A 19,201-nucleotide genomic window follows, 5' to 3' on the forward strand; every position below is an offset into this window, starting at 1 on the left:
GATGTTCCAGACCGTCGCCGACCGGCTGCACGACCACCTGTGGAACACGCTCCTGAAGAAGATCATCACGTGCGCCCTCGCCGCCCTCCTCGCCGTCGGGGCGTACGTCCTCGTGTCGCGGATCACCGAGCAGGCGGACGACTGCGCACAAGGCGTCTCCAAGTCCGGCGGCGAGTGCATCGGCGTCAACGGCTCCGGCTATGACTTCGGCGTGCCCGGGATAGCCCCGGTCGCGGAGCGGATCGCGGAGGAGAACCGCCGCATCGACAAGCGGCCGCACGTCACCGTGGCGATGATGCTCCCGTTGCAGCCCGAATCGAGGGCCGAGCGGCGCCAGCTGCGCAGCGAACTGCAGGGCGCGTTCCTGGCCCAGTACATCGCCAACCGCGAGCCGGGAAAGCCGGTGGTGCGGCTCGTGCTCGCCAACCCCGGCAAGGACTACCTCCGGCAGGACGAGGTGGTTCCTGACCTGGTGCGGATGGCGCACTCCAAGAGCGACAACCTTCGCGCGGTGACCGGATTCAACCTCTCCCTGGACGCCACCAAGGAGGCGGTGCGCAGCCTCACCGAGCAGCAGGTGCCGGTACTCGTGGCACGGGCCTCGGCGAGCTCGCTTGCCAACCGGGAGAGCAAGGACGGAACGTACGACTTCAAGGGCCTCGCCCGGATCATCCCCACCAACGAGCAACAGGCCAGGGCCCTCGCCGCGTTCAACGGCAGCCGCAAGGACCGGCAGACCGTCCTGCTCCGCGACACCCGCCCCGACCCGTACGTGCGCTCGCTGGCGAGCGCCTTCCAGGGACTCCCGGAGGACGGCCCGGCGGGCCCCGACGACATGACCTTCACCTCGCCCGGCGTCGCCGACCCCGGCGACGTCGACAACCAGTTCAGGCCGACGGTCAACACGATCTGCAACTCGGGCGCGGACACCGTCTACTTCGCGGGCCGCTCGACACATCTGCGGCTGTTCCTCAAGCGCCTGGCCAAGGAGGCGTGCACGGAGCGGAAGTTCACCGTGGTCTCCGGTTCGGACGCGGCCTCGCTGAACAACCGCATGACGGACGAGGACTGGGCCGGACTCCGGGACAGCTCCGGCAAGCCGCGCCTGACCGTGCAGTACGCGGCGCCGGCCCACCCCGACGCCTGGGACGCCAAGGTGCGGGCCTGGCAGGAGGACCGGAAGAAGGAGACGGGGAAGACACCGCCCGCGTCGCGGGCTCCCGCCTCCCTGCGAGATCCGCAGGCCGCGCTGGAAGAACTGAAGGACACGATCGCCGCGCTGGAGTCCGCGGGCCGCGACATCGGCGACGTGGAACTGGGCGACTCCCGCACCATGATGGTGCACGACGGGGTACGCACCGCGGTCGAGGCGATCCGCGGCGCGAAGCCCACCGGAGAAGCGGCGCCCACCGCCGAGCAGGTGGGCAACCGCTGGGCCACGATGCAGTCGAAGAACCGCGTGAACGGCACCAGCGGCCGCATCTGCCTGACCAAGGCGGGCAACCCGTACGCCAAGCCGCTCGCCGTCGTCACGTTGCGGCCCGGCACGGAAGCGGGCCCGGGGACGCTGGCCTTCGTGGACCTGGCCTGGCCGTCCGGCAAGCCGCAGCCGGAGGACTGTGTCGTTCGGAGCGGGTAGGCGCGTCAGTCCGCATCAGTCCGCATCAGTCCGCGTCAGTCCGCGTCAGTTCTTGACGGCCCGCGCGATCCGCTCGGCCGCCAGGGCAGGCGTGATGTGCGTGGTGTCGACCACCTCGGCCTCGTCGTGCAGCCACGTACGGGCCGCCTCGGCGTACGGCTCCAGATACTTGAGACGGAACGCCGAGGGGCCCATGACGGTGTCCCCCTCGATGCGGCCCCGGAGGGTCTCCTGGTCGGCGTGGAGAACGAAGTGCCGTACGGGGATGGAGTATTGGGCGAGGCCCGCGCTGATCTCGCGCCAGTACTCCTCGACCAGGACGGTCATGGGCATCACGAGGGTGCCGCCGGTGTAGTCGAGCACGCGGCGTGCCGTCTCGACGACGAGCGGCCGCCAGGGCGGCCAGTGCTGGAAGTTGTCCGTACCGGGCAGCCCCGGTGTGATGTCCATGAGCGTCTCGCCGACCTTCTCGGCGTCGAACACCCGTGAATCCGGGAGGAGTTTCTGTACGAGCGCGCTGGTGGTCGTCTTGCCCGCGCCGTGCGTGCCGTTGAGCCATACGATCATGTCCCGCAGGCTAGCCCGCCCGGGCCGCGGGCCGTCCGGCGAACGTCAGTGGACGACGTCGAAGACGTTCTTCTGGAGCCCGTTGGCGTACGCCTCGTGCTCGACGAGCCGCAGCTTCTGGGCGTCCTTGTCCGTGTCGCTGAACAGCCGCTTGCCCGCGCCGAGAAGCAGCGGGAAGACGAGCAGGTGGTAGCGGTCGATCAGACCGGCGTCGGAGAGGTTCCGGTTCAGGGTGGCGCTGCCGTGCACGATGATCGGGCCGCCTTCGGTCTTCTTCAGCTCGGCCACCTCGTCGAGCGAGCGCAGAATCGTGGTCGGCCCCCAGTCCGGCACCAGGGCGTTCTCGCCGAGGCTGGTGGAGACGACGTACTTCGGCATCGGCTTGTAGCCGGCGAAGTCCTCCATGCCGGGCCAGACCGGGCTGAACGCCTCGTAGCTGACGCGGCCAAGCAGCATCGCCGCGGCCTCCTGCTGCTCCCGGCCCTTGATCTCGAAGGCCTCGGGGAGGAACTCGATGTCCTTGAAGGTCCAGCCGGCGTTGCGGTAGCCGGGCTCGCCGCCCGGAGCCTCCACTACGCCGTCGAGCGAGACGAAGGCGGTGCTGATCAACGTACGCATGTCAAGGTCTCCTAGGTGAGTCTTCTCCGGGTGCCGCCCGGCGCATCATCCTCGCGGCTACAGGGTCTTCGACCGAGGGGCGTGCGGAAACTAATCGGTGGAGTTTCGCACGGCATGCGACAGCGGCATGGTCGTCCCGGAGTCCGGAAAGGCGTTGTCCGCCCCTGCCTGCTCGTTCTACTCTTGCGCCGAGGCCCGCCCCCAGCCCCCGGAACGGCCCGACCACCCCGCTCGCGCTCCGGCGCCGGGCGGAGGCGTCGTCGGTGACTCAAGGCCGCCGGGTCCGTACCTCCTTGCAGCGGACGCACGGACACCGGCCTGTCCCGCCGGTCGGTGCGTCAGGGGCCACTCCCGCGGCTCCCGGTCACCACTCGGTGCGGACACCTGCTCCCGGGGCGCCAGGGGGAGCCTGCCCCCGGGAGTGCCGCGGTCGCCGCCGCCGAATCCGGCGGCGGCCGCGGGCTCGGGCAGCGCCGTCCACCGCCGGAGCACACGCTCCTTACCCGCCTGCCGGGCGCCGACACCTGATGGCCCCGCCCGCGTTCGCTATCGGCCCCCCAGGTGATTCCGTGTGCCCGGTAGCAACTCGCGCGCGCAGCCCGGAGGGTGGGACACAAGCCCATGAACTGGATGGTTGCCCATGCGGCGGCCGCCGCGGATCGGCTTCCCGTTTCCGCGATCGGGGCGCGCAGCGGATACGGTGCTCTGGTGATTGTTGGGGAGGGAACGGTGCCAGGGACCGCGCTGCTGATCGCCGCCGCGCCGGTCGGCAAGGCCCGTATGGTCGATGCGGCTTCCGTGCTGCCCGTACTCGCCGCGGTGTCGCCGGCGGTGCTCGCCGGTACCGCGACAGCGAGTGTGGTGGAGCTGGCGGACCCGCTCGACCCGCAGACAGTGCTCACCCGGCTGCGTGCGGCCGCGATGGCGCCGGGGCCTTTGACCGTCTACCTGGTCGGGCAGTTGCACCTCGACCGCCGCCAGCAGATGCAGCATGTGGCCCTCGCGCGGACCACGGCGGCGACGGTGCGCTACACCGGATTCCCCTGGCACTGGATCGGCCAGGAGCTGCGGCTGCGCCCGCCGGGCAGTACGACCGTCATCGCCGACCTGCACGCCGACGCGGACAGCTGGCAGCAGTTGGCGCAGCGCCCCCTGGACGTCGGGGCGGGTGTGGCGCTGTACGGGCGGGTCGCTCCGCCGCCGGGTCGGCGTGCGCGTGACGTCGCCGTGCCCGCGTACATGAAGGCGTTCGCGACGGTCCTGCGCAGCGGGCACCGGCCGCCGCTGCCCGACCTGCATCAGCATGTCGCCGCGCAGGCGCTGGAGGAGGGCGCGCCTGACATCGTGCTCTCCGCCGACCCCGCGGGCGGTCACGCAGACGCACGGAACCGGGCGCCGGCGCCGTTGCCGGCACAGCAGCAGGGCACTGCCCCCGGCATGCCGCCTTCCACGGCTCCGCGGACCAGCGGCACCGATCCCCACGCGGCGATCACCAAGGCCGTGGAGGCGGGGCGGCACGGCGAGGCCGCGGCCATGGCGGCGGCTTGGGAGCAGGAGGCCCTGCGGACGTACGGGCGCTCCTCGCCCGAGGTGGTGCACTGGATGGAAGTGCGGGGGCACTTGGCGATCTTCGCCAAGGAGCCGGCCCGCGGCTGCGAGATCTGGCTCGCGGTGGTCTCCGCCAGGATCACGGCGGGGCAGGCCCCGGACGCGCCCGACGTCGAGTCCGCCGCGGACCTGGCCCACCACCAGTGGGAACAGATCCGCGACCCGGACACGGTCCGCCGACTCGGCCCGGCACTCGTGGACTTGCGCCGCCGAGTACCGGGCCGCCAACGCGGCACGGTGAACCTCGTCCAGCAGCGCTTGGTGCAGTTCCATACTCAGGTCGGCTGAGGGGGCTGTCGCGGGACGGGGTGGTTGAAGTTCCTGTCACGGCGCGGGGCGGCTGGGGTCCGGTCGCCGCCCAGCCGGCTGCGGGCGCCGTCGCGGCACGGGGTGGTTGAGGTGCCGGTCGTCACACGGGGGTGGCTGAGCTTCCGGTCGCCGTCCAGGTCGGCTGAGGGTGCCTTCGTAGTGCAGGGCGGCCGAGGGTCCCGTCGTCGCCGCGTGGGCCGGCCGCGGTTCCGGTCGCCGCACAGGCCGACCGCGGTTCCCGTTGCCGCGCGGGTCGTCTGCGGTTCCCCTCGCGGCGCAGGACGGCTGCCGTACCCGCTTCACGCCTGCCGGCGGGAGTCCCCCTCCCCGTCCGGTGCGCCGAACCATCTCGGCAGTTGGGTGAGCAGTTCCTGCTGATCTTCGCCGGCCCATGCCACGTGGCCGTCCGGTCGCAGCAGTACGGCAGGGACGTCCAGTTCCTCGCTGACGTCGATGACGTGATCGACGCGGTCGGCCCATCCGGTGACCGAAAGCCGGCCGGTCTGGTCGAGCAGCAGTCCGCGGCCCTCGTGCATCAGTCCGTAGAGACGGCCGCGCTTCAGCTGCACGTCCCGCATCCGGCGGCCGAGCAGTTCGTGGCCCTCGGCCGCGCTCCCGCCTCCCTCCCCGACCCCGTCCGCGCTGAAGTCGTAGCGGACGTCGACCGCGGTGATCATGCCGGTCACGTACCGGTTGACCTCCTCGAAGTCCATCAGCCTGGAGAACAGCTCCCGCAGGGCCGTCGCCCCCGGATCAGTGCCGAGCAGCGTGATCTGCGCGCGGGTGTTGTCGATGACGCGCGCGCCCACCGGGTGCCGTTCGGCGTGGTAGGTGTCCAGCAGCCCGTCCGGCGCCCAGCCGCCCACCGCCGCGGCCAGCTTCCAGCCCAGGTTGAACGCGTCCTGCACGCCGAGGTTGAGCCCCTGTCCGCCGGTCGGCGGATGGATGTGCGCCGCGTCGCCGGCCAGGAACACCCGCCCGACCCGGTAGCGCTCGGCCTGCCGCGACGCGTCGCCGAACCGGGAGAGCCAGCGCGGCGAGTGCACGCCGAAGTCGGTGCCCGCATGGGCCCGCAGCTGCTGCTTGAAGTCGTCGAGGGTCGGCTCGGCCGCACGGTCCTCGGCCACCCCGTCGGCGGGCACGACGACCCGGCAGACCCCGTCCTCGCCGGGCGGGGTGACGCCGAACCGCAGGTGGGTCTTGCGGACCTCCTCGACGACGGCGACGATCGTCGCGGGATCCTCGGTCGTCTCCATCTCGCCGAGCAGCGTCTCGACCGTGGCCGCCACACCGGGGAAACCGACGCCGAGCAGCTTGCGCACGGTGCTGCGGCCGCCGTCGCATCCGACGAGGTAGCGCGAGCGCAGCCGCGTGCCGTCCGCGAGCTCGACGGTCACCGCGCCCCCGTCCCCGCCCTTGTCCGCCCCGCCGTCGTCCTGGCTCAGACCGACCACTTCGCAGCCGCGCCGGATCTCGGTGCCGAGTTCCACGGCGTGCTCGTGGAGCAGCCGCTCGGTGACCGGCTGCGGGGTGGCGATGCCGTACGGGTGAGCCGTGTCGAGGCGCTCGGGCCACGGCTTCATGATGCCGCCGAAGAGCCCGCCGACCCGGAACTTCTCGTTGGCGGCGAGGAACCGGTCGAGGAGGCCGCGCTGATCCATCACCTCGACGCTGCGCGCGTGCAGGCCCTGCCCGCGAGACTGCGGGGTCGGCTCCGCCAGCTTCTCGAGGACCACCACACGCACGCCGTGCAGACGCAGCTCGCTCGCCAGCATCAAGCCGGTGGGTCCGCCGCCGACCACGATCACGTCAATCATCGTTCTCATTTCGCTGGGTTCCGGGCTGAGGCCGATGATTCTGCGACAGGACCCGGGCCTTGTGGCAAGGCCCCCCGTGAGCTATATCTTGATGGTGGCAAGGAGTTCGAACACTCCTTGCCTTTGTCGTGTCCGGCCGCAGAGGACGCTCGACGAGGGGCGTCACCGCATGAACACTGCCGACATCCTGTCCGAGGACGAGCAACTCGTCGTCCGTACGGTGCGGGACTTCGTCGACCGGTCGGTGAAGCCGGTCGTCCGGGAACTCGAGCACTCCGACACCTACCCCGAAGCCCTGATCGAGCAGATGAAGCGGCTCGGCGTCTTCGGCCTCGCGATCCCCGCGGAGTACGGCGGCACCCGGGTCTCCATGCCCTGCTACGTCCTGGTCACCGAGGAGCTCTCCCGCGGCTGGATGAGCCTGGCCGGTGCGATGGGCGGCCACACCGTGGTCGCGAAGCTGCTGCTCCACTTCGGTACGCGGGAGCAGCGGCGCCGCTGGCTGCCGAAGCTGGCCACCGGTGAGGTCCGGGCGACCATGGCGCTCACCGAACCGGGCGGCGGCTCGGACCTCCGGGCGATGAGGACGGTGGCGCGCAGGACCACGGACCCGGACATGCGCAAGGACGCGCAGGAGTACGTCGTCGACGGGTCGAAGACCTGGATCACCAACTCCCGCAGGTCCGGCCTGATCGCCCTGCTGTGCAAGACCGACCCGGCCGCCGTACCCGCGCACAAGGGCATGTCGATCCTGCTGGTCGAGCACGGCCCCGGCCTGACGGTCTCGCGCGACCTGCCCAAGCTCGGCTACAAGGGCGTGGAGAGCTGCGAGCTGTCGTTCGACGGCTACCGGGCGCCGTCCGACGCCCTGCTGGGCGGAGTGGAGGGCAAGGGCTTCGCGCAGATGATGAAGGGCCTGGAGACCGGACGGCTCCAGGTGGCGGCGCGCGCACTGGGCGTCGGCCGGGCGGCGTTCGAGGACTCCCTCGCCTACGCCCGCAGGCGCGAGTCCTTCGGCCAGCCGATCTGGAAGCACCAGTCGATCGGCAACTACCTCGCCGACATGGCCACTTCACTCACCGCCGCCCGCCAGCTCACCCTGTACGCGGCCAGGGAGGCGGAGGCGGGCCGCCGCGTCGACATGGAAGCGGGCATGGCCAAACTCTTCGCCTCCGAGACGGCCATGAAGATCGCCCTGGACGCCGTGCGCATCCACGGCGGTTACGGCTACTCGACCGAGTTCGACGTGGAGCGCTACTTCCGTGACGCCCCGCTGACGATCGTCGGCGAGGGCACCAACGAGATCCAGCGCAACGTCATCGCGAAGCAGTTGGTGGAGCGAGGCGGCCTCGACGGCTGACACGCGGGCGGGGTCACTGATGGCGGTGGCTCACCACATTGATCACACGGCCGTTGGGGTCCCGTACGAAGAACCGCCGCACGCCCCACTCCTCGTCCCGCAGGGAATGCACGATCTCCGCGCCGCTCTCGAGCACCGCGGCGTGGACCGCGTCCACGTCGTCGACCTCCACACTCATGTCGGGCACCACGGGCGCGGTGGCGTCGTGGCTCATGAAGGTGACTTGTGCCGTGGGGTTGGAGGGAGAGCCGAGCGTCATGACCCAGCCGAGGTTCATGACCTCCTCGAACCCCAGGAGGCCGTAGAAGTCCCGGCTCTCCTCCATGGCGTCTGTCCGGACATCGGGCATGGCACGGCGGATGGTCATGGTCGGCTCCTGTCGGCAGGTGCGGCGGGACGTCCCCCCCGATTCTGGCTCAGTCCCTTCCGGGTCGGCGCACGGGCGATTCCGGGTCAGTGCACGGGCGCGGGCGTCGCGGCCTCCCACGCGTAACCGTCCGGGTCGGTGAAGGGACCGGCGTCACCGCTGACCACGAGCCGGTGCGATCCCGTGCCGTCCGGCGACAGACCGAGGTCCTTGGCGAGGGCGCGGCGCCGGTACAACGCCAGCTTGAAGGGGCTCGACCCGCTTTCGAACTCGCAGTACACGCGGCCGAAGCTCTTGGACACGTAGAGGCCCTGCCCGACGTAGAACCGCTTGCCGGCGCCCACGTCGGCCACCCCGAGCAGGAGCACCATCTCGTCGATCCGCCGGGTGGCGGGACCGGTGTCCTTCTTCGCCGAGGTCGCCACCTTCCAGACCGTCCCGTCCGGGGCCTGTACGACACCGCCGTAGCCCCAGAGCGACTTCGCTGCGGGCTTCAGCGAGGTGGCGCCCTCGGCGAGGGCGGCGTCGACGAGGCCGTCGACGTCGGCGGGCTGCGACACCGTGAGGGCGAGCGTGAACCCGCGGAAGCCGGTGGTGGGCTCCTCGGAGGCGCGCAGACGTATCTGCGACTCCAGACCGAAGGCCGTGGTGTAGAAGCGAAGGGCGGCCGCGGGATCGGCCACGCCGAGGGTGACGGATTCGATGATTGCCATGCCCGCCACGCTAGGCAGTGCGCCGCTTCCGGTGCTTCTTCATTCCTGACCGGTCCGGCGGCCCGGCGTCCCTGCCCTCCTTTGATCCGGGTCGCGGAACTTCGGTGCGCGGGAAGCCGTTGGCATGGATGACGTGCGGAACGCGCGCATACGTAGCGAACAGGTAGCCGAGGTGGCACGGATGGCGATGTGGGACCGGATCAAGGACCAGGCCAAGGGGTTGCAGCAGCAGTCCCAGGGGGCGCGGGGCTCCGGAGGGGGCCACGGAAGGCCGGGGTCGGGATCCTCGGGCGGGTCCAAGGCCCAGCTGGTGGGCGTGCTCAAGTCCCAGCTCACCTCCCTCAAGACGGAGCTCAAGAGCGGTGCGTACCGCGACGCCAGCATGGCCATGTGCGCCCTGGTCGCGGCCGCCGACGGCTCGGTCGACCCGGCCGAGCGGCAGCACGTGGAGTCGCTGATCCTGCAGAACGACGTCCTGAAGAACTTCCCGCCCGAGCAGCTCCGGACGCGCTTCAACAAGCACGCCGACCAGCTGACGTTCAACTTCCAGCAGGGCAAGGCCGAGGCCATGCAGGAGATCGCCAAGGCGGCGAAGAAGCCGATGGAGGCCAAGGCGGTCGTGCAGACCGGCTTCGTCGTCGCCGGCGCCGACGGGTACATCGTCCCGGCCGAGGAGCAGGTCCTGCGCGAAGCATGCGCGACGCTCGGCGTCTCGCCGCAGGAGTTCGGTCTCTGACCCACGCGTGAAGAGGCAACCGGGGCCCGCACCTACTGGTGCGGGCCCCGGCCGTTTCCGCACACCCGCCCGCCCAACCGGCGAAGTGCCCCCGCGACATCCCTTGCTACTTCAGTATCTGACGACTAGTCATATGGCTATTCGAAACAAGGGCGTCACTCCGCAGCCGACTCCGCGAACGCGGCGGACCGGCGCAACTCCCGGGAGGGCACATGAAGTTCTCCGTCATATTCGAGGCGCAGCTCGCCGACCCCACCGTCGAGCGGGAGCACCAACTGATCCGCGACTGCGTCGAACAGGCCGTCCTCGCCGAGGAGATGGGGTTCGACCGCATCTGGGCGGTCGAGCACCACTCCCTCAAGTGGTACGCCCACATGAGTGCCCCGGAAATCTTCCTGACCTGGGTCGCCGCGCGCACCAGCACCATCCGCATCGGCCACGGCGTGGTCTGCATGCCGTTCGCCTTCAACCACCCGGCGCGGGTCGCCGAGCGCGCCGCCATGCTCGACCTGCTCTCCGGCGGACGGCTCGACCTCGGGGCGGGGCGCGGCGGGACGCTCCAGGAGACCTCGCTCTGCGGCGTCGACAGGGAACGTACGACCCAAGAGGTCGAGGAAGCGCTCCAGATCATCGGCAAGGCCTGGGCGAGCGACGAACTGGAGCACCACGGCCCGCTGCTCGACATCGACCCGCACCCCATCCTGCCCCGCCCGCACCAGACCCCGCACCCCCCGCTCTTCCTCGCCTGCAGCAGGACCGAGACCCTGAAGCAGGCCGCCGAACTCGGCATCGGTGCCCTGGTGATGGGCTTTGCCGGGCCCGAGTCCATCGCCGCGATGCGCGCGGCGTACGACACCGCGATCGCGGGCCGCGGCGAGGCGCGCTTCGTGTCCGGCGTCGTCAACGACCACTTCGCCGTGCTCTGCCCGACCATCGTGCTCGACGACCGCGAGGCCGCTCGGCGCGTCGGCATCCGCGGACAGCGGTTCTTCGCACAGTCCATCGGCCACTGGTACGGCGGCGCCGGCATCCCCGACGAGGCCGTGGTCGAAGGGGCCGACGAGGCCGCCGCGATGCGCGAGGCCGCCGAGCAGGTCGTCGCGCGGCTGCACGAGCACGACATCCCCGTGCGGCCCGCCGCCACGGCCACCTTCAACGCCGATCACGCCTACGGGACCGCCGACGACGCCATCGCGTACGCGGAACGGCTCGGCGACGCCGGTGCCGACGAGATCATGTGCCTCATCCAGATGGGCACAGTCCCGCAGGAGGCCTGCATGGAGACGCTGCGGCAGTGGGGCGAGAAGGTCATCCCGTACTTCCGCGCCCGGGAGTCCGGGTGACGGCGCCCGGGACGGACAGGGAGCGCCTGGCCCCGGAGGCGCGGCCCCTCGTCGACGCGCTGAGCGCGGCGTTCCCCGACCTCGGCGGCACGGTCACGGACGCGGCCGAGGCCCGCCGCATCCTCGCCGCGGCTGCCCCTTCCGGCAAGGCGGCACAGGCCGTGGGGGCGGTCGCCGACCGTGTCATTCCAGGCCCCGCCCACGCTCCCGACCTGCCCGTACGCGTCTACCACCCGCCAGGCCCGCGGGGCGTGCGCCGCCCCACCGTCGTCTTCTTCCACGGCGGCGGCTACACCCTCTGCGGCCTCGACTCCCACGACGCCACGGCCCGCACGCTCTGCGCCGCGTCCGGCGCCGTCGTGGTCTCCGTCGCCTACCGCCTCGCCCCCGAGCACCGCTTCCCCGCGGCGGCCGAGGACGCCTACGCGGCGCTGTGCTGGGCCGCGGCCCGGGCACGGGCGGGGGAGCTAGGCGGGGAGCCGGACGCCGTGGTGACGGCGGGGGACAGCAGCGGGGGAGGACTCGCCGCCGTCGCGCCCCTGATGGCGCGGGACCGCGGGGGGCCGGCCGTGGCGCTCCAGGTGCTGATCTACCCCCTGCTCGACGCGGGACAGGGGAGCGGCTCGTATACGTCGAACGCGACCGGCTACTTCCTCACCGCCGCGCACCTGCGCTGGTTCTGGGAGCAGTACCTCGGCCCGGACGGCGACGGCACCCACCCCTACGCCTCGCCCTCGCGCGCGGACCTGTCCGCGCTGCCGTCCGCGCACATCGTCACCGCGGGCTGCGACCCCCTGCGCGACGAGGGCGGGGCATATGCGGACGCGCTGGGGCTTGCGGGGGTACCGGTGACGCGGGGGCACTACCCGGGGATGTTCCACGGCTTCCTGGGCTTCCCGCGGCTCCTGGACGAGGCGCGGGCCGCGGTGGCAGATGTGGCAGAAGCGATCGCCTCTACGGTGTCCGGCAGGAAAATCAGCGGTGATGTTGGGGGTCGCACAGGATAATTTCCCGAACCTCCTCTTGTGGTGGAGAACGTCGTCCGCATACGGTGTTCTGACGCGAGGTTCTCCCGTGGAGGTTGACAAGTGACGGAAATTCTTGTGCAGAGGGTTACGGAGGATGCGGTTCCTCCCGCGAGCGGGGGTGTCCCCGTGGAAAGGGTCGTGGAGCACCCGGCCTGGCCGATGCTCAAGGACGCCGTGGAAGAGATCCGCCCGTGGCAGTCCGCGGACGGCTCGATCGACTTCGACGCGGAGGGCGCCCCGGCCAGGGCCGTGGCCGAACTCGCCGTCGACCGCGTGATATCCGGGATCGAGCAGCTCGCCCCGCTCCTGCCGCACGACGCCGCGTATCACCGGGCGCTCGGCGCGGACCTGCGGCGCTGGGCCGACGACGGTTTCAAGGTGCCGGACTTCCTCGACTCGCTGCTCGCCTTCCAGCCCGCGGCGGACCGCCGGGACGGCCTCCAGCACCTCGTGGTCTTCCCGATGTACACGCAGAACGGCAACCCGGACCGCAATCTCGAAGCGGTCGTGCTGCGCATGGTCTGGCCGGACTGGCTGGCCGAGCTCGAGCGCACGCGCTACGACAACCCGCTGTTCTGCGGCATCACCTTCGAGGACTTCACCGCCGGTTACGACACGAACTCGGCCGTGCTCTTCCCGGAGACCATCGCCGTGCGCGAGGCCCCCGAGCGCTTCAGCTGGGGCGGCATCTTCTGCGACCGCGAGGCCGCCCGCTTCCGCCGCGTCACCGAGGCGGCCGTGGACATCCTCGGGCTCGAACTGCCCGACGACATCCGGGAGATGGTCGGCGACCAGGACCGCTGCCAGCAGGCGTTCGTCCTGTGGGACATGGTCCACGACCGCACCCACAGCCACGGCGACCTGCCGTTCGACCCCTTCATGATCAAGCAGCGGCAGCCGTTCTGGATGTACGGCCTGGAGGAGCTGCGCTGCGACCTCACCGCCTTCAAGGAGGCCGTGAAGCTGGAGGCCGAGGGCATCCCGCAGGCACGCGACGTGCAGTACGCCGTCCTCTTCGACCGGATGTTCCGCTTCCCGGTCACGGGTGACCGCGTCAAGAACTACGACGGGCTCGGCGGCCAGCTGCTCTTCGCGTACCTCCACAAGCACGACGTCGTGCGCTGGACCGACAACAAGCTCAAGATCGACTGGCAGCGTGCGCCGCAGGTCACGAACCAGCTGTGCGCCGAGATCGAGGAGCTCTACCGCGCGGGCATCGACCGCCCCAAGCTCGTGCACTGGTTCGCCGCGTACGACCTGGTCTCCCGCTACCTCGCCCCGCACCCGGGATCGCGCTGGGCCAAGGGCCCGGACGCCCTGGATGTGCAGCTTCCGCCCCGAAAACTGGTCGACGACGTGCTTCCCGACGAGTTTCCGCTCAGCATGTTCTATGAGGCGCTCTCCAAGAAGCTCAAGCGAGTGATCGCCGAAACCAAGGGCATCACCGGTGCGAGCGCCGAGCAGGTCGCCGCATGACCGAGGGCACCACCAAGGAGGCGAGGACGATGTCCGCACTCGACGGAGCCGTGGTCGCGGTCGCGGGAGCAGGCGGTCCGGCAGGCCGTGCCACGCTGCTGAGGCTCGCGGAGGCCGGTGCCACGGTCGTGGCGTCCGACGCCGACGCGGCGCGCCTGGCGGAGGCCGTGGACGCCGCGCGGTACGCGCACGGCGGGGCGACGGTCACCGGCGACACGGTCGACCTGCTCGACCTGGACGCCACCCGCGGGTGGGCCGCCCGCACGGAGAAGGAGTTCGGCCGGATCGACGGCCTGGTCCATCTCGTCGGCGGCTGGCGGGGCAGCAAGAACTTCGCCGAGACCGACCTCGCGGACTGGGACCTGCTCGAAAAGCTCCTGATCCGCACGGTGCAGCACACCTCGCTCGCCTTCCAGGACGGCCTGCAGCGCAGCGACCGCGGCCGGTACCTCCTGATCAGCGCGGCCGGCGCCTCCAAGCCGACCGCGGGCAACGCGGCGTACTCCGCCTCGAAGGCCGCAGCCGAGGCCTGGACCCTGGCTCTCGGCGACGCCTTCCGCAAGGCGGGGGGCGAGCAGGGTCCGACATCGGCGGCTGCGATCCTGGTGGTCAAGGCGCTGGTGCACGACGCGATGCGCGCGGAGCGGCCCAACGCGAAGTTCGCGGGCTTCACGGACGTGACGGAGCTGGCCGACGCCATCGCCGGAGTCTGGGAGCGGCCCGCCGGAGAAGTGAACGGAACCCGCCTGTGGCTGACCGAGAAGCCGTGACCGCTCGCGACCCCCGCGACAGAGAAGCCGTGAACCCTCCGAAGACCGACGCACGCCGTCATCACGACCCGGACGTACGGGGGTTCGCCAGCGACAACTACGCGGGCGCCCACCCGGAGGTGCTCGCGGCCATCGCCCTCGCCAACGGCGGTCACCAGATCGCGTACGGCGAGGACGACTACACCGCCAACCTCCAGCAGGTCATCCGCGGCCACTTCGGCCCGACGGCCGAGGCGTTCCCGGTCTTCAACGGCACCGGGGCCAACGTCGTCGCGCTCCAGGCGATCACCGACCGCTGGGGCGCGGTGATCTGCGCGGAGTCGGCGCACATCCACGTCGACGAGGGCGGCGCCCCCGAGCGCATGGGCGGCCTCAAGCTGCTCACGGTGCCCACGCCCGACGGCAAGCTGACTCCGGAGCTGATCGACAAGCAGGCGTTCGGCTGGGACGACGAGCACCGGGCGATGCCGCAGGTCGTCTCGATCGCGCAGAACACCGAACTGGGCACGCTCTACACGCCCGAAGAGATCCGCGCGATCTGCGACCACGCGCACGGGCTCGGGATGAAGGTGCACCTCGACGGCTCGCGCATAGCGAACGCCGCCGCGTCCCTCGACGTCCCCATGCGGACGTTCACGAACGCGGTCGGCGTGGACATCCTGTCCCTGGGCGGCACGAAGAACGGCGCGCTCTTCGGCGAGGCCGTGGTCGTCATCAACCAGGACGCCGTCAAGCACATGAAGCACCTGCGCAAGCTGTCCATGCAGCTCGCCTCCAAGATGCGCTTCGTTTCGGTGCAGTTGGAGGCGCTGCTCGCCAAGGACCTCTGGCTGCGCAACGCCCGGCACGCCAACGAGATGGCGCAGCGCCTCGCGGAGGGCGTGCGCGCGGTGCACGGCGTGGAGATCCTCTACCCGGTGCAGGCCAACGCGGTCTTCGCGCGGCTGCCGCACGACGTGAGCGAGCGGCTCCAGAAGCAGTACCGCTTCTACTTCTGGGACGAGGCGGCGGGCGACGTCCGCTGGATGTGCGCGTTCGACACGCGCGAGGAGGACGTGGACGGATTCGTCGCGGCCCTCAAGGAGGAGATGGCGCGCTGATCCGGCGCCACCCGCCGACTGTTTCTGCATAGGTATACGGCTGACCGCAATTGCATTGACGCGCGGTCGGTCGTATTCCTATGCTCCCGTGCCATGCAGCTGATCCAGGAAAACCCTGACCTGTCGGCGTACTTGGCTGCCGACGACGTGGTCGACCACCATCATCCGCTGGTCCGCGAGACGGCGGCCGGTCTTGCAAAGTCATCCGCCGATACGTACGAGTACGCCCGCGCCGCCTTCGAGTTCGTGCGCGACGCCGTCCCGCACTCGCAGGACTCGGGCCGCATGGAGGTCACCTGGCGCGCCTCCGACGTCCTTCGGGAGCGCACCGGCATCTGTACCGCCAAGTCCCACGCCCTGGCCGCCCTGCTGCGCGCCGAGGACATCCCGACGGCGTTCTGCTACCAGCGGCTGCGGGACGACAACACCAGCGGCTACTCCCTGCACGGCCTCGTCGCCGTACGCCTCGACGGCGCCTGGCACCGTCAGGACCCGCGCGGGAACATCCCCGCCGGGGTCGACGCGCAGTTCCGTCTGGGCGAGGAGCGGCTGGCCTGGCCGGTGGACCCGGAGTCCAATGAAGTGGACTATCCGGTCCTGTACGCTGAACCACACCCGGTGGCGCTCCGGGTGCTCGAAGAAGCACGCGACCGGCTGCACCTCTGGCAGATCTACCCCTCAGAACTGTGACGCACGAACTGTGAGGCACGACGGACCATGACCATCGACCTGACCGTCTCCGAAGAGGTCCGCGCCCTCGCGCCCGGCTTCACCCACGTCGCCGTCGAGGCCCGCGGGCTCGTCAACGGACCCAGCACCGAGGCGACCGCGCTCCTCCTCGACGAGGCCGCCCGCCGCCTCGCCGGGCGGCTGGAGGGCCGGGCCCCGCACGAGGACCCGCACATGGTGGCCTGGCGCGCGGCGTACACCGCCTTCGGCGCGAAGCCGTCGCGTACGCGCAACTCCGCCGAGGCACTCGCCAAGCGCGCCCTCGCCGACGGCGGCCTGCCGCGCATCAACACCCTCGTCGACGTCTACAACGCGATCAGCGTCGCCCACCTGATCCCGGTCGGCGGGGAGGACCTGGACCAGATCAAGGGCGGCATGCGCCTGGTGCGGGCCACGGGCACCGAGGACTTCGTGACCATGGCCGGCGGCGAGCGGACCGTCGAGCACCCGGACGCGGGCGAGGTCGTCTGGTGCGACGACGAGGGCGTCACCTGCCGCCGCTGGAACTGGCGCCAGGGACCGCGCACCCGCCTCACGGAGGAGTCCGTCAACGCCATCTTCCTGCTGGAGGGGATGGGGCCGGACTCCGGGGTCGAGGCCGCGGGCGACGAACTGGCCGAGCTGCTCGAAAAGTTCAGCCCCGGTGCGCGGCTCACCGTCCGCGCACCGGAGCGGGCGTCCGAGCGCCCGGAGTAATCGATTCAGCTGGCCTCGGCGGCCTTCACCTCGGCGGGCGTCGGGGCGGTGCCGCCGAGGTGCGCCGGCATCCACCACGTGTCGTCCGGTCCCTTGGGACGTACGGGATAGGCGCGCTGCGCGGCCTCGAGGAGTTCCTGGCAGCGGTCACGCAGGCGCCGGGTGATCGCGCCCGCGAACTGGTCCTGCGGGGCCTCCACCGGCTCGCCGACCCGGATCGTGATCGGGATGTGGCTGCGCTTGAAGTTGCGCGGCTGGCCCTTGGTCCACAGCCGCTGGGTGCCCCACAGGGCCATCGGGATCAGCGGGACCCCGGCCTCCTGGGCCAGGCGCGCGGCGCCCGACTTGAAGCTCTTCAGCGTGAACGAAGGGGAGATCGTCGCCTCGGGGAAGACACCGATGATCTCCCCGGAGCGCAGCGAGTCGAGTGCGTGCTGGTAGGCGGTCTCGCCCTGCTTGCGGTCGACGGGGATGTGCTTCATCCCGCGCATCAGCGGACCGGAGATCTTGTGCCGGAACACCGACTCCTTGGCCATGAAGCGCACGAGCCGCTTCTGCGGCAGGGCCGCGAGGCCGTCGAAGATGAAGTCGAGATAACTGATGTGGTTGCTGACCAGCACCGCGCCGCCCGTGCGAGGGATGTTCTCCGACCCCTTGCAGTCGATCTTCAGGTCCCAAGCCTTGAACAGCGTTTTAGCGGCACCGATGACCGGACGGTAGACAAGCTCTGCCATGGGTGGGGAGGGCCCTTCGTGTCTGCCTTGGGAGGGGGCTCCCGGCGGGAAGTTACGCAGCCGTAGGTTTTTCGGCGTTGCGCAGATCGTGCCCCAAGAACGGACGGCTGACCACCCATCGTGCCCCGCGGGCGCGAGATTCTCGTCACGTCGGGAATGTCCGCGCGCGCACGGGCGCTGAAGTCGGGGAAGGTTGGATCATGACGCGAGGGCGGGAGGCTGACGTGCGGATACGTGATGCGGAGGACCGCATCGAGGCTGCCGGGAACGGCACTTGGGCCGGCCGCGAACTGGGCCGGCGCGCCACGCTCGTGCAGTTCTCCAGCGCCTTCTGCCAGCCTTGCCGTGCCACCCGCAGAATCCTCGCGGAAGTGGCCGGAATGGTGCCCGGTGTCTCACATGTGGAGATCGACGCCGAGGCGGAGCTCGAACTCGTGCGGGAACTGCGCATCTCCGGGACGCCGACGGTCCTCGTGCTCGACGCGGACGGACGGACCGTGCTGCGTGCGACCGGGCAGCCGCGCAAGATCGATGTCATCGCCGCTCTCGGCAAGGCCGTGTGAGACGTGGGGCACGGGGGAGGAGGGCGTGATGACACCGGTTCAGGGCTCCGCGAGCCGTCTTTCACATCGCGGAACGGACTTGACTGCACCAGGCACCTATCGCCAGCCTGCTCCCATGCCTCCGGAGCTCCTTCTCTACGAGCGCGTCCACGTGGACCTCGCCCGTCATGCAAGTGCGCGCTGTCCGGGCTGATGAGCAGCCACGGAACCGCTCGTACCCCCTGCAGAAGGACAATTCCATGACGGCCACGCCCGACCTCCGCACTCCCCGCCTCGCATCGCCCGACCTCCTGCGCTCCGTTTTCCGGCGGCACGCGGCGGGAGTCGCGGTGATCACCGCTCAGGGCCCCGCGGGGCCCGTCGGCTTCACCGCGACCTCGCTCGTCTCGGTCTCCGCCGAACCGCCGATGCTCTCCTTCGGCATCGGGACGGGCGCCTCCAGCTGGCCCGCCGTATCGGAGGCCGAACACGTCGGCGTCCACATACTCGGCGAGCACCAGCTCGACCTCGCCTCGACCTTCGCGCGCAGCGGCGCCGACCGCTTCGGCGCGGGCACGCGCTGGTACGAGGGGCCCGAGGGTGTCCCCGTGCTCGACGGCACGCTCGCCTGGCTCGTGTGCAGGGTCGCGGCGCGGGTGCCCGCGGGTGACCACCGGATCGTCCTCGCGGAGGCCGTGGTGGGCGACCCCTCGGGCGTGGGCCGGCCCCTGCTCTACCACCAGGGGCGCTTCAACGCGCTGCGCGACTGAAAGTTCCCGCGCGGCCTTCTCGCGCCCGTTTACAGGGCGTCGGAAAGGTCACAGTTCAAAGCGCTTGCTTAGTGGGAATGAAATGGGTGTACTGGCGAGTAATATTCTGGTCGGAGCGCGGGCCGCCCCGACCGGGATCCGCCCCTTCAGGCGCCTATGCTGCCTGCAAGAAGGCAGTGGCCAGAGCCAAGGCAGCAGCCCAGTAAAGACGATGCAGTAGGAGAGCCGGCGTGAGCTTGAGGATCGTTGTCACCGTGAAGTACGTGCCCGACGCCACCG

Annotated in this window: 19 protein-coding genes; 13 read left to right on the top strand and 6 right to left on the bottom strand. The window is 70.7% G+C overall.

Annotation, left to right across the window (positions count from 1 at the left end; translation table 11 throughout):
• Window position 1: 1 nt before the first annotated feature.
• The gene (locus IE226_RS28880) at window positions 2-1,639 is read left to right on the top strand and encodes an ABC transporter substrate-binding protein (protein WP_190084345.1); all 1,638 of its coding nucleotides are present in this window, start codon (window positions 2-4) and stop codon (window positions 1,637-1,639) included.
• Between the two features lie 45 nt (window positions 1,640-1,684).
• Here IE226_RS28880 and IE226_RS28885 read toward each other — a convergent pair whose 3' ends face one another.
• Window positions 1,685-2,206, bottom strand: coding sequence for an AAA family ATPase (locus tag IE226_RS28885; RefSeq protein ID WP_190084346.1), 522 nt, complete (start codon window positions 2,204-2,206; stop codon window positions 1,685-1,687).
• Window positions 2,207-2,251: 45 nt separating this feature from the next.
• Complete coding sequence (locus tag IE226_RS28890) at window positions 2,252-2,824, bottom strand: dihydrofolate reductase family protein (protein ID WP_190084347.1); 573 nt, start codon at window positions 2,822-2,824, stop codon at window positions 2,252-2,254.
• Between the two features lie 729 nt (window positions 2,825-3,553).
• On the opposite strand from IE226_RS28890, the gene IE226_RS28895 reads away from it, so the two are divergent.
• A complete protein-coding gene (locus tag IE226_RS28895; protein WP_190084348.1) occupies window positions 3,554-4,720 on the top strand; it encodes a hypothetical protein in 1,167 nt (388 codons plus the stop codon).
• Between the two features lie 320 nt (window positions 4,721-5,040).
• On the opposite strand, the gene rox is transcribed toward IE226_RS28895, so the two are convergent.
• Entirely contained in the window at window positions 5,041-6,558 is a 1,518-nt protein-coding gene (gene rox, locus IE226_RS28900) for a rifampin monooxygenase (protein ID WP_190084349.1), read from the bottom strand.
• Between the two features lie 169 nt (window positions 6,559-6,727).
• On the opposite strand from rox, the gene IE226_RS28905 reads away from it, so the two are divergent.
• On the top strand, window positions 6,728-7,918 hold the full coding sequence (locus IE226_RS28905; protein WP_190084350.1) for an acyl-CoA dehydrogenase family protein: 1,191 nt from the start codon (window positions 6,728-6,730) through the stop codon (window positions 7,916-7,918).
• 13 nt (window positions 7,919-7,931) lie between these two features.
• Here the strand turns inward: IE226_RS28905 and IE226_RS28910 are convergent, their stop codons facing one another.
• Window positions 7,932-8,285, bottom strand: a complete 354-nt coding sequence (locus IE226_RS28910) for a VOC family protein (RefSeq protein ID WP_190084351.1) — start codon at window positions 8,283-8,285, stop codon at window positions 7,932-7,934.
• An 86-nt stretch (window positions 8,286-8,371) separates the two neighbouring features.
• Complete coding sequence (locus IE226_RS28915) at window positions 8,372-8,998, bottom strand: VOC family protein (RefSeq protein ID WP_190084352.1); 627 nt, start codon at window positions 8,996-8,998, stop codon at window positions 8,372-8,374.
• A gap of 181 nt (window positions 8,999-9,179) precedes the next feature.
• Here IE226_RS28915 and IE226_RS28920 point away from each other — a divergent pair, with 181 nt between their 5' ends.
• The 8 genes from IE226_RS28920 (at window position 9,180) to IE226_RS28955 (ending at window position 16,876) form a co-directional block, all read left to right on the top strand.
• Entirely contained in the window at window positions 9,180-9,734 is a 555-nt protein-coding gene (locus IE226_RS28920) for a tellurite resistance TerB family protein (protein ID WP_190084353.1), read from the top strand.
• A 212-nt stretch (window positions 9,735-9,946) separates the two neighbouring features.
• Window positions 9,947-11,077: an LLM class flavin-dependent oxidoreductase gene (locus tag IE226_RS28925; protein WP_190084354.1), complete on the top strand. Its 1,131-nt coding sequence runs from the start codon at window positions 9,947-9,949 to the stop codon at window positions 11,075-11,077.
• Window positions 11,074-12,084 carry an alpha/beta hydrolase gene (locus IE226_RS28930; protein WP_190084355.1) on the top strand — a complete coding sequence of 337 codons (1,011 nt, stop codon included), beginning with the start codon at window positions 11,074-11,076 and terminating at the stop codon, window positions 12,082-12,084. The genes IE226_RS28925 and IE226_RS28930 overlap by 4 nt, the downstream gene beginning before the upstream one ends.
• Window positions 12,085-12,165: 81 nt before the next feature.
• Window positions 12,166-13,581 carry a DUF6421 family protein gene (locus IE226_RS28935; RefSeq protein WP_190084356.1) on the top strand — a complete coding sequence of 472 codons (1,416 nt, stop codon included), beginning with the start codon at window positions 12,166-12,168 and terminating at the stop codon, window positions 13,579-13,581.
• Entirely contained in the window at window positions 13,578-14,351 is a 774-nt protein-coding gene (locus IE226_RS28940) for an SDR family NAD(P)-dependent oxidoreductase (protein WP_190084357.1), read from the top strand. The genes IE226_RS28935 and IE226_RS28940 overlap by 4 nt, the downstream gene beginning before the upstream one ends.
• Window positions 14,352-14,380: 29 nt before the next feature.
• Complete coding sequence (locus IE226_RS28945) at window positions 14,381-15,451, top strand: threonine aldolase family protein (protein ID WP_190084358.1); 1,071 nt, start codon at window positions 14,381-14,383, stop codon at window positions 15,449-15,451.
• A gap of 93 nt (window positions 15,452-15,544) precedes the next feature.
• Window positions 15,545-16,141 carry a transglutaminase-like domain-containing protein gene (locus IE226_RS28950; protein ID WP_190084359.1) on the top strand — a complete coding sequence of 199 codons (597 nt, stop codon included), beginning with the start codon at window positions 15,545-15,547 and terminating at the stop codon, window positions 16,139-16,141.
• A 27-nt stretch (window positions 16,142-16,168) separates the two neighbouring features.
• Entirely contained in the window at window positions 16,169-16,876 is a 708-nt protein-coding gene (locus IE226_RS28955) for a B3/B4 domain-containing protein (protein ID WP_190084360.1), read from the top strand.
• A gap of 5 nt (window positions 16,877-16,881) precedes the next feature.
• On the opposite strand, the gene IE226_RS28960 is transcribed toward IE226_RS28955, so the two are convergent.
• Complete coding sequence (locus IE226_RS28960) at window positions 16,882-17,610, bottom strand: lysophospholipid acyltransferase family protein (RefSeq protein WP_190084361.1); 729 nt, start codon at window positions 17,608-17,610, stop codon at window positions 16,882-16,884.
• Window positions 17,611-17,810: 200 nt separating this feature from the next.
• Between IE226_RS28960 and IE226_RS28965 the strand changes: the two genes are divergently transcribed.
• Window positions 17,811-18,173, top strand: a complete 363-nt coding sequence (locus IE226_RS28965; protein WP_190084362.1) for a TlpA family protein disulfide reductase — start codon at window positions 17,811-17,813, stop codon at window positions 18,171-18,173.
• A 239-nt stretch (window positions 18,174-18,412) separates the two neighbouring features.
• Window positions 18,413-18,922 carry a flavin reductase family protein gene (locus tag IE226_RS28970; RefSeq protein WP_190084363.1) on the top strand — a complete coding sequence of 170 codons (510 nt, stop codon included), beginning with the start codon at window positions 18,413-18,415 and terminating at the stop codon, window positions 18,920-18,922.
• Window positions 18,923-19,201 lie beyond the last annotated feature (279 nt).

This window comes from Streptomyces longisporoflavus (genome assembly GCF_014649775.1).
GTDB lineage: Bacteria > Actinomycetota > Actinomycetes > Streptomycetales > Streptomycetaceae > Streptomyces > Streptomyces longisporoflavus.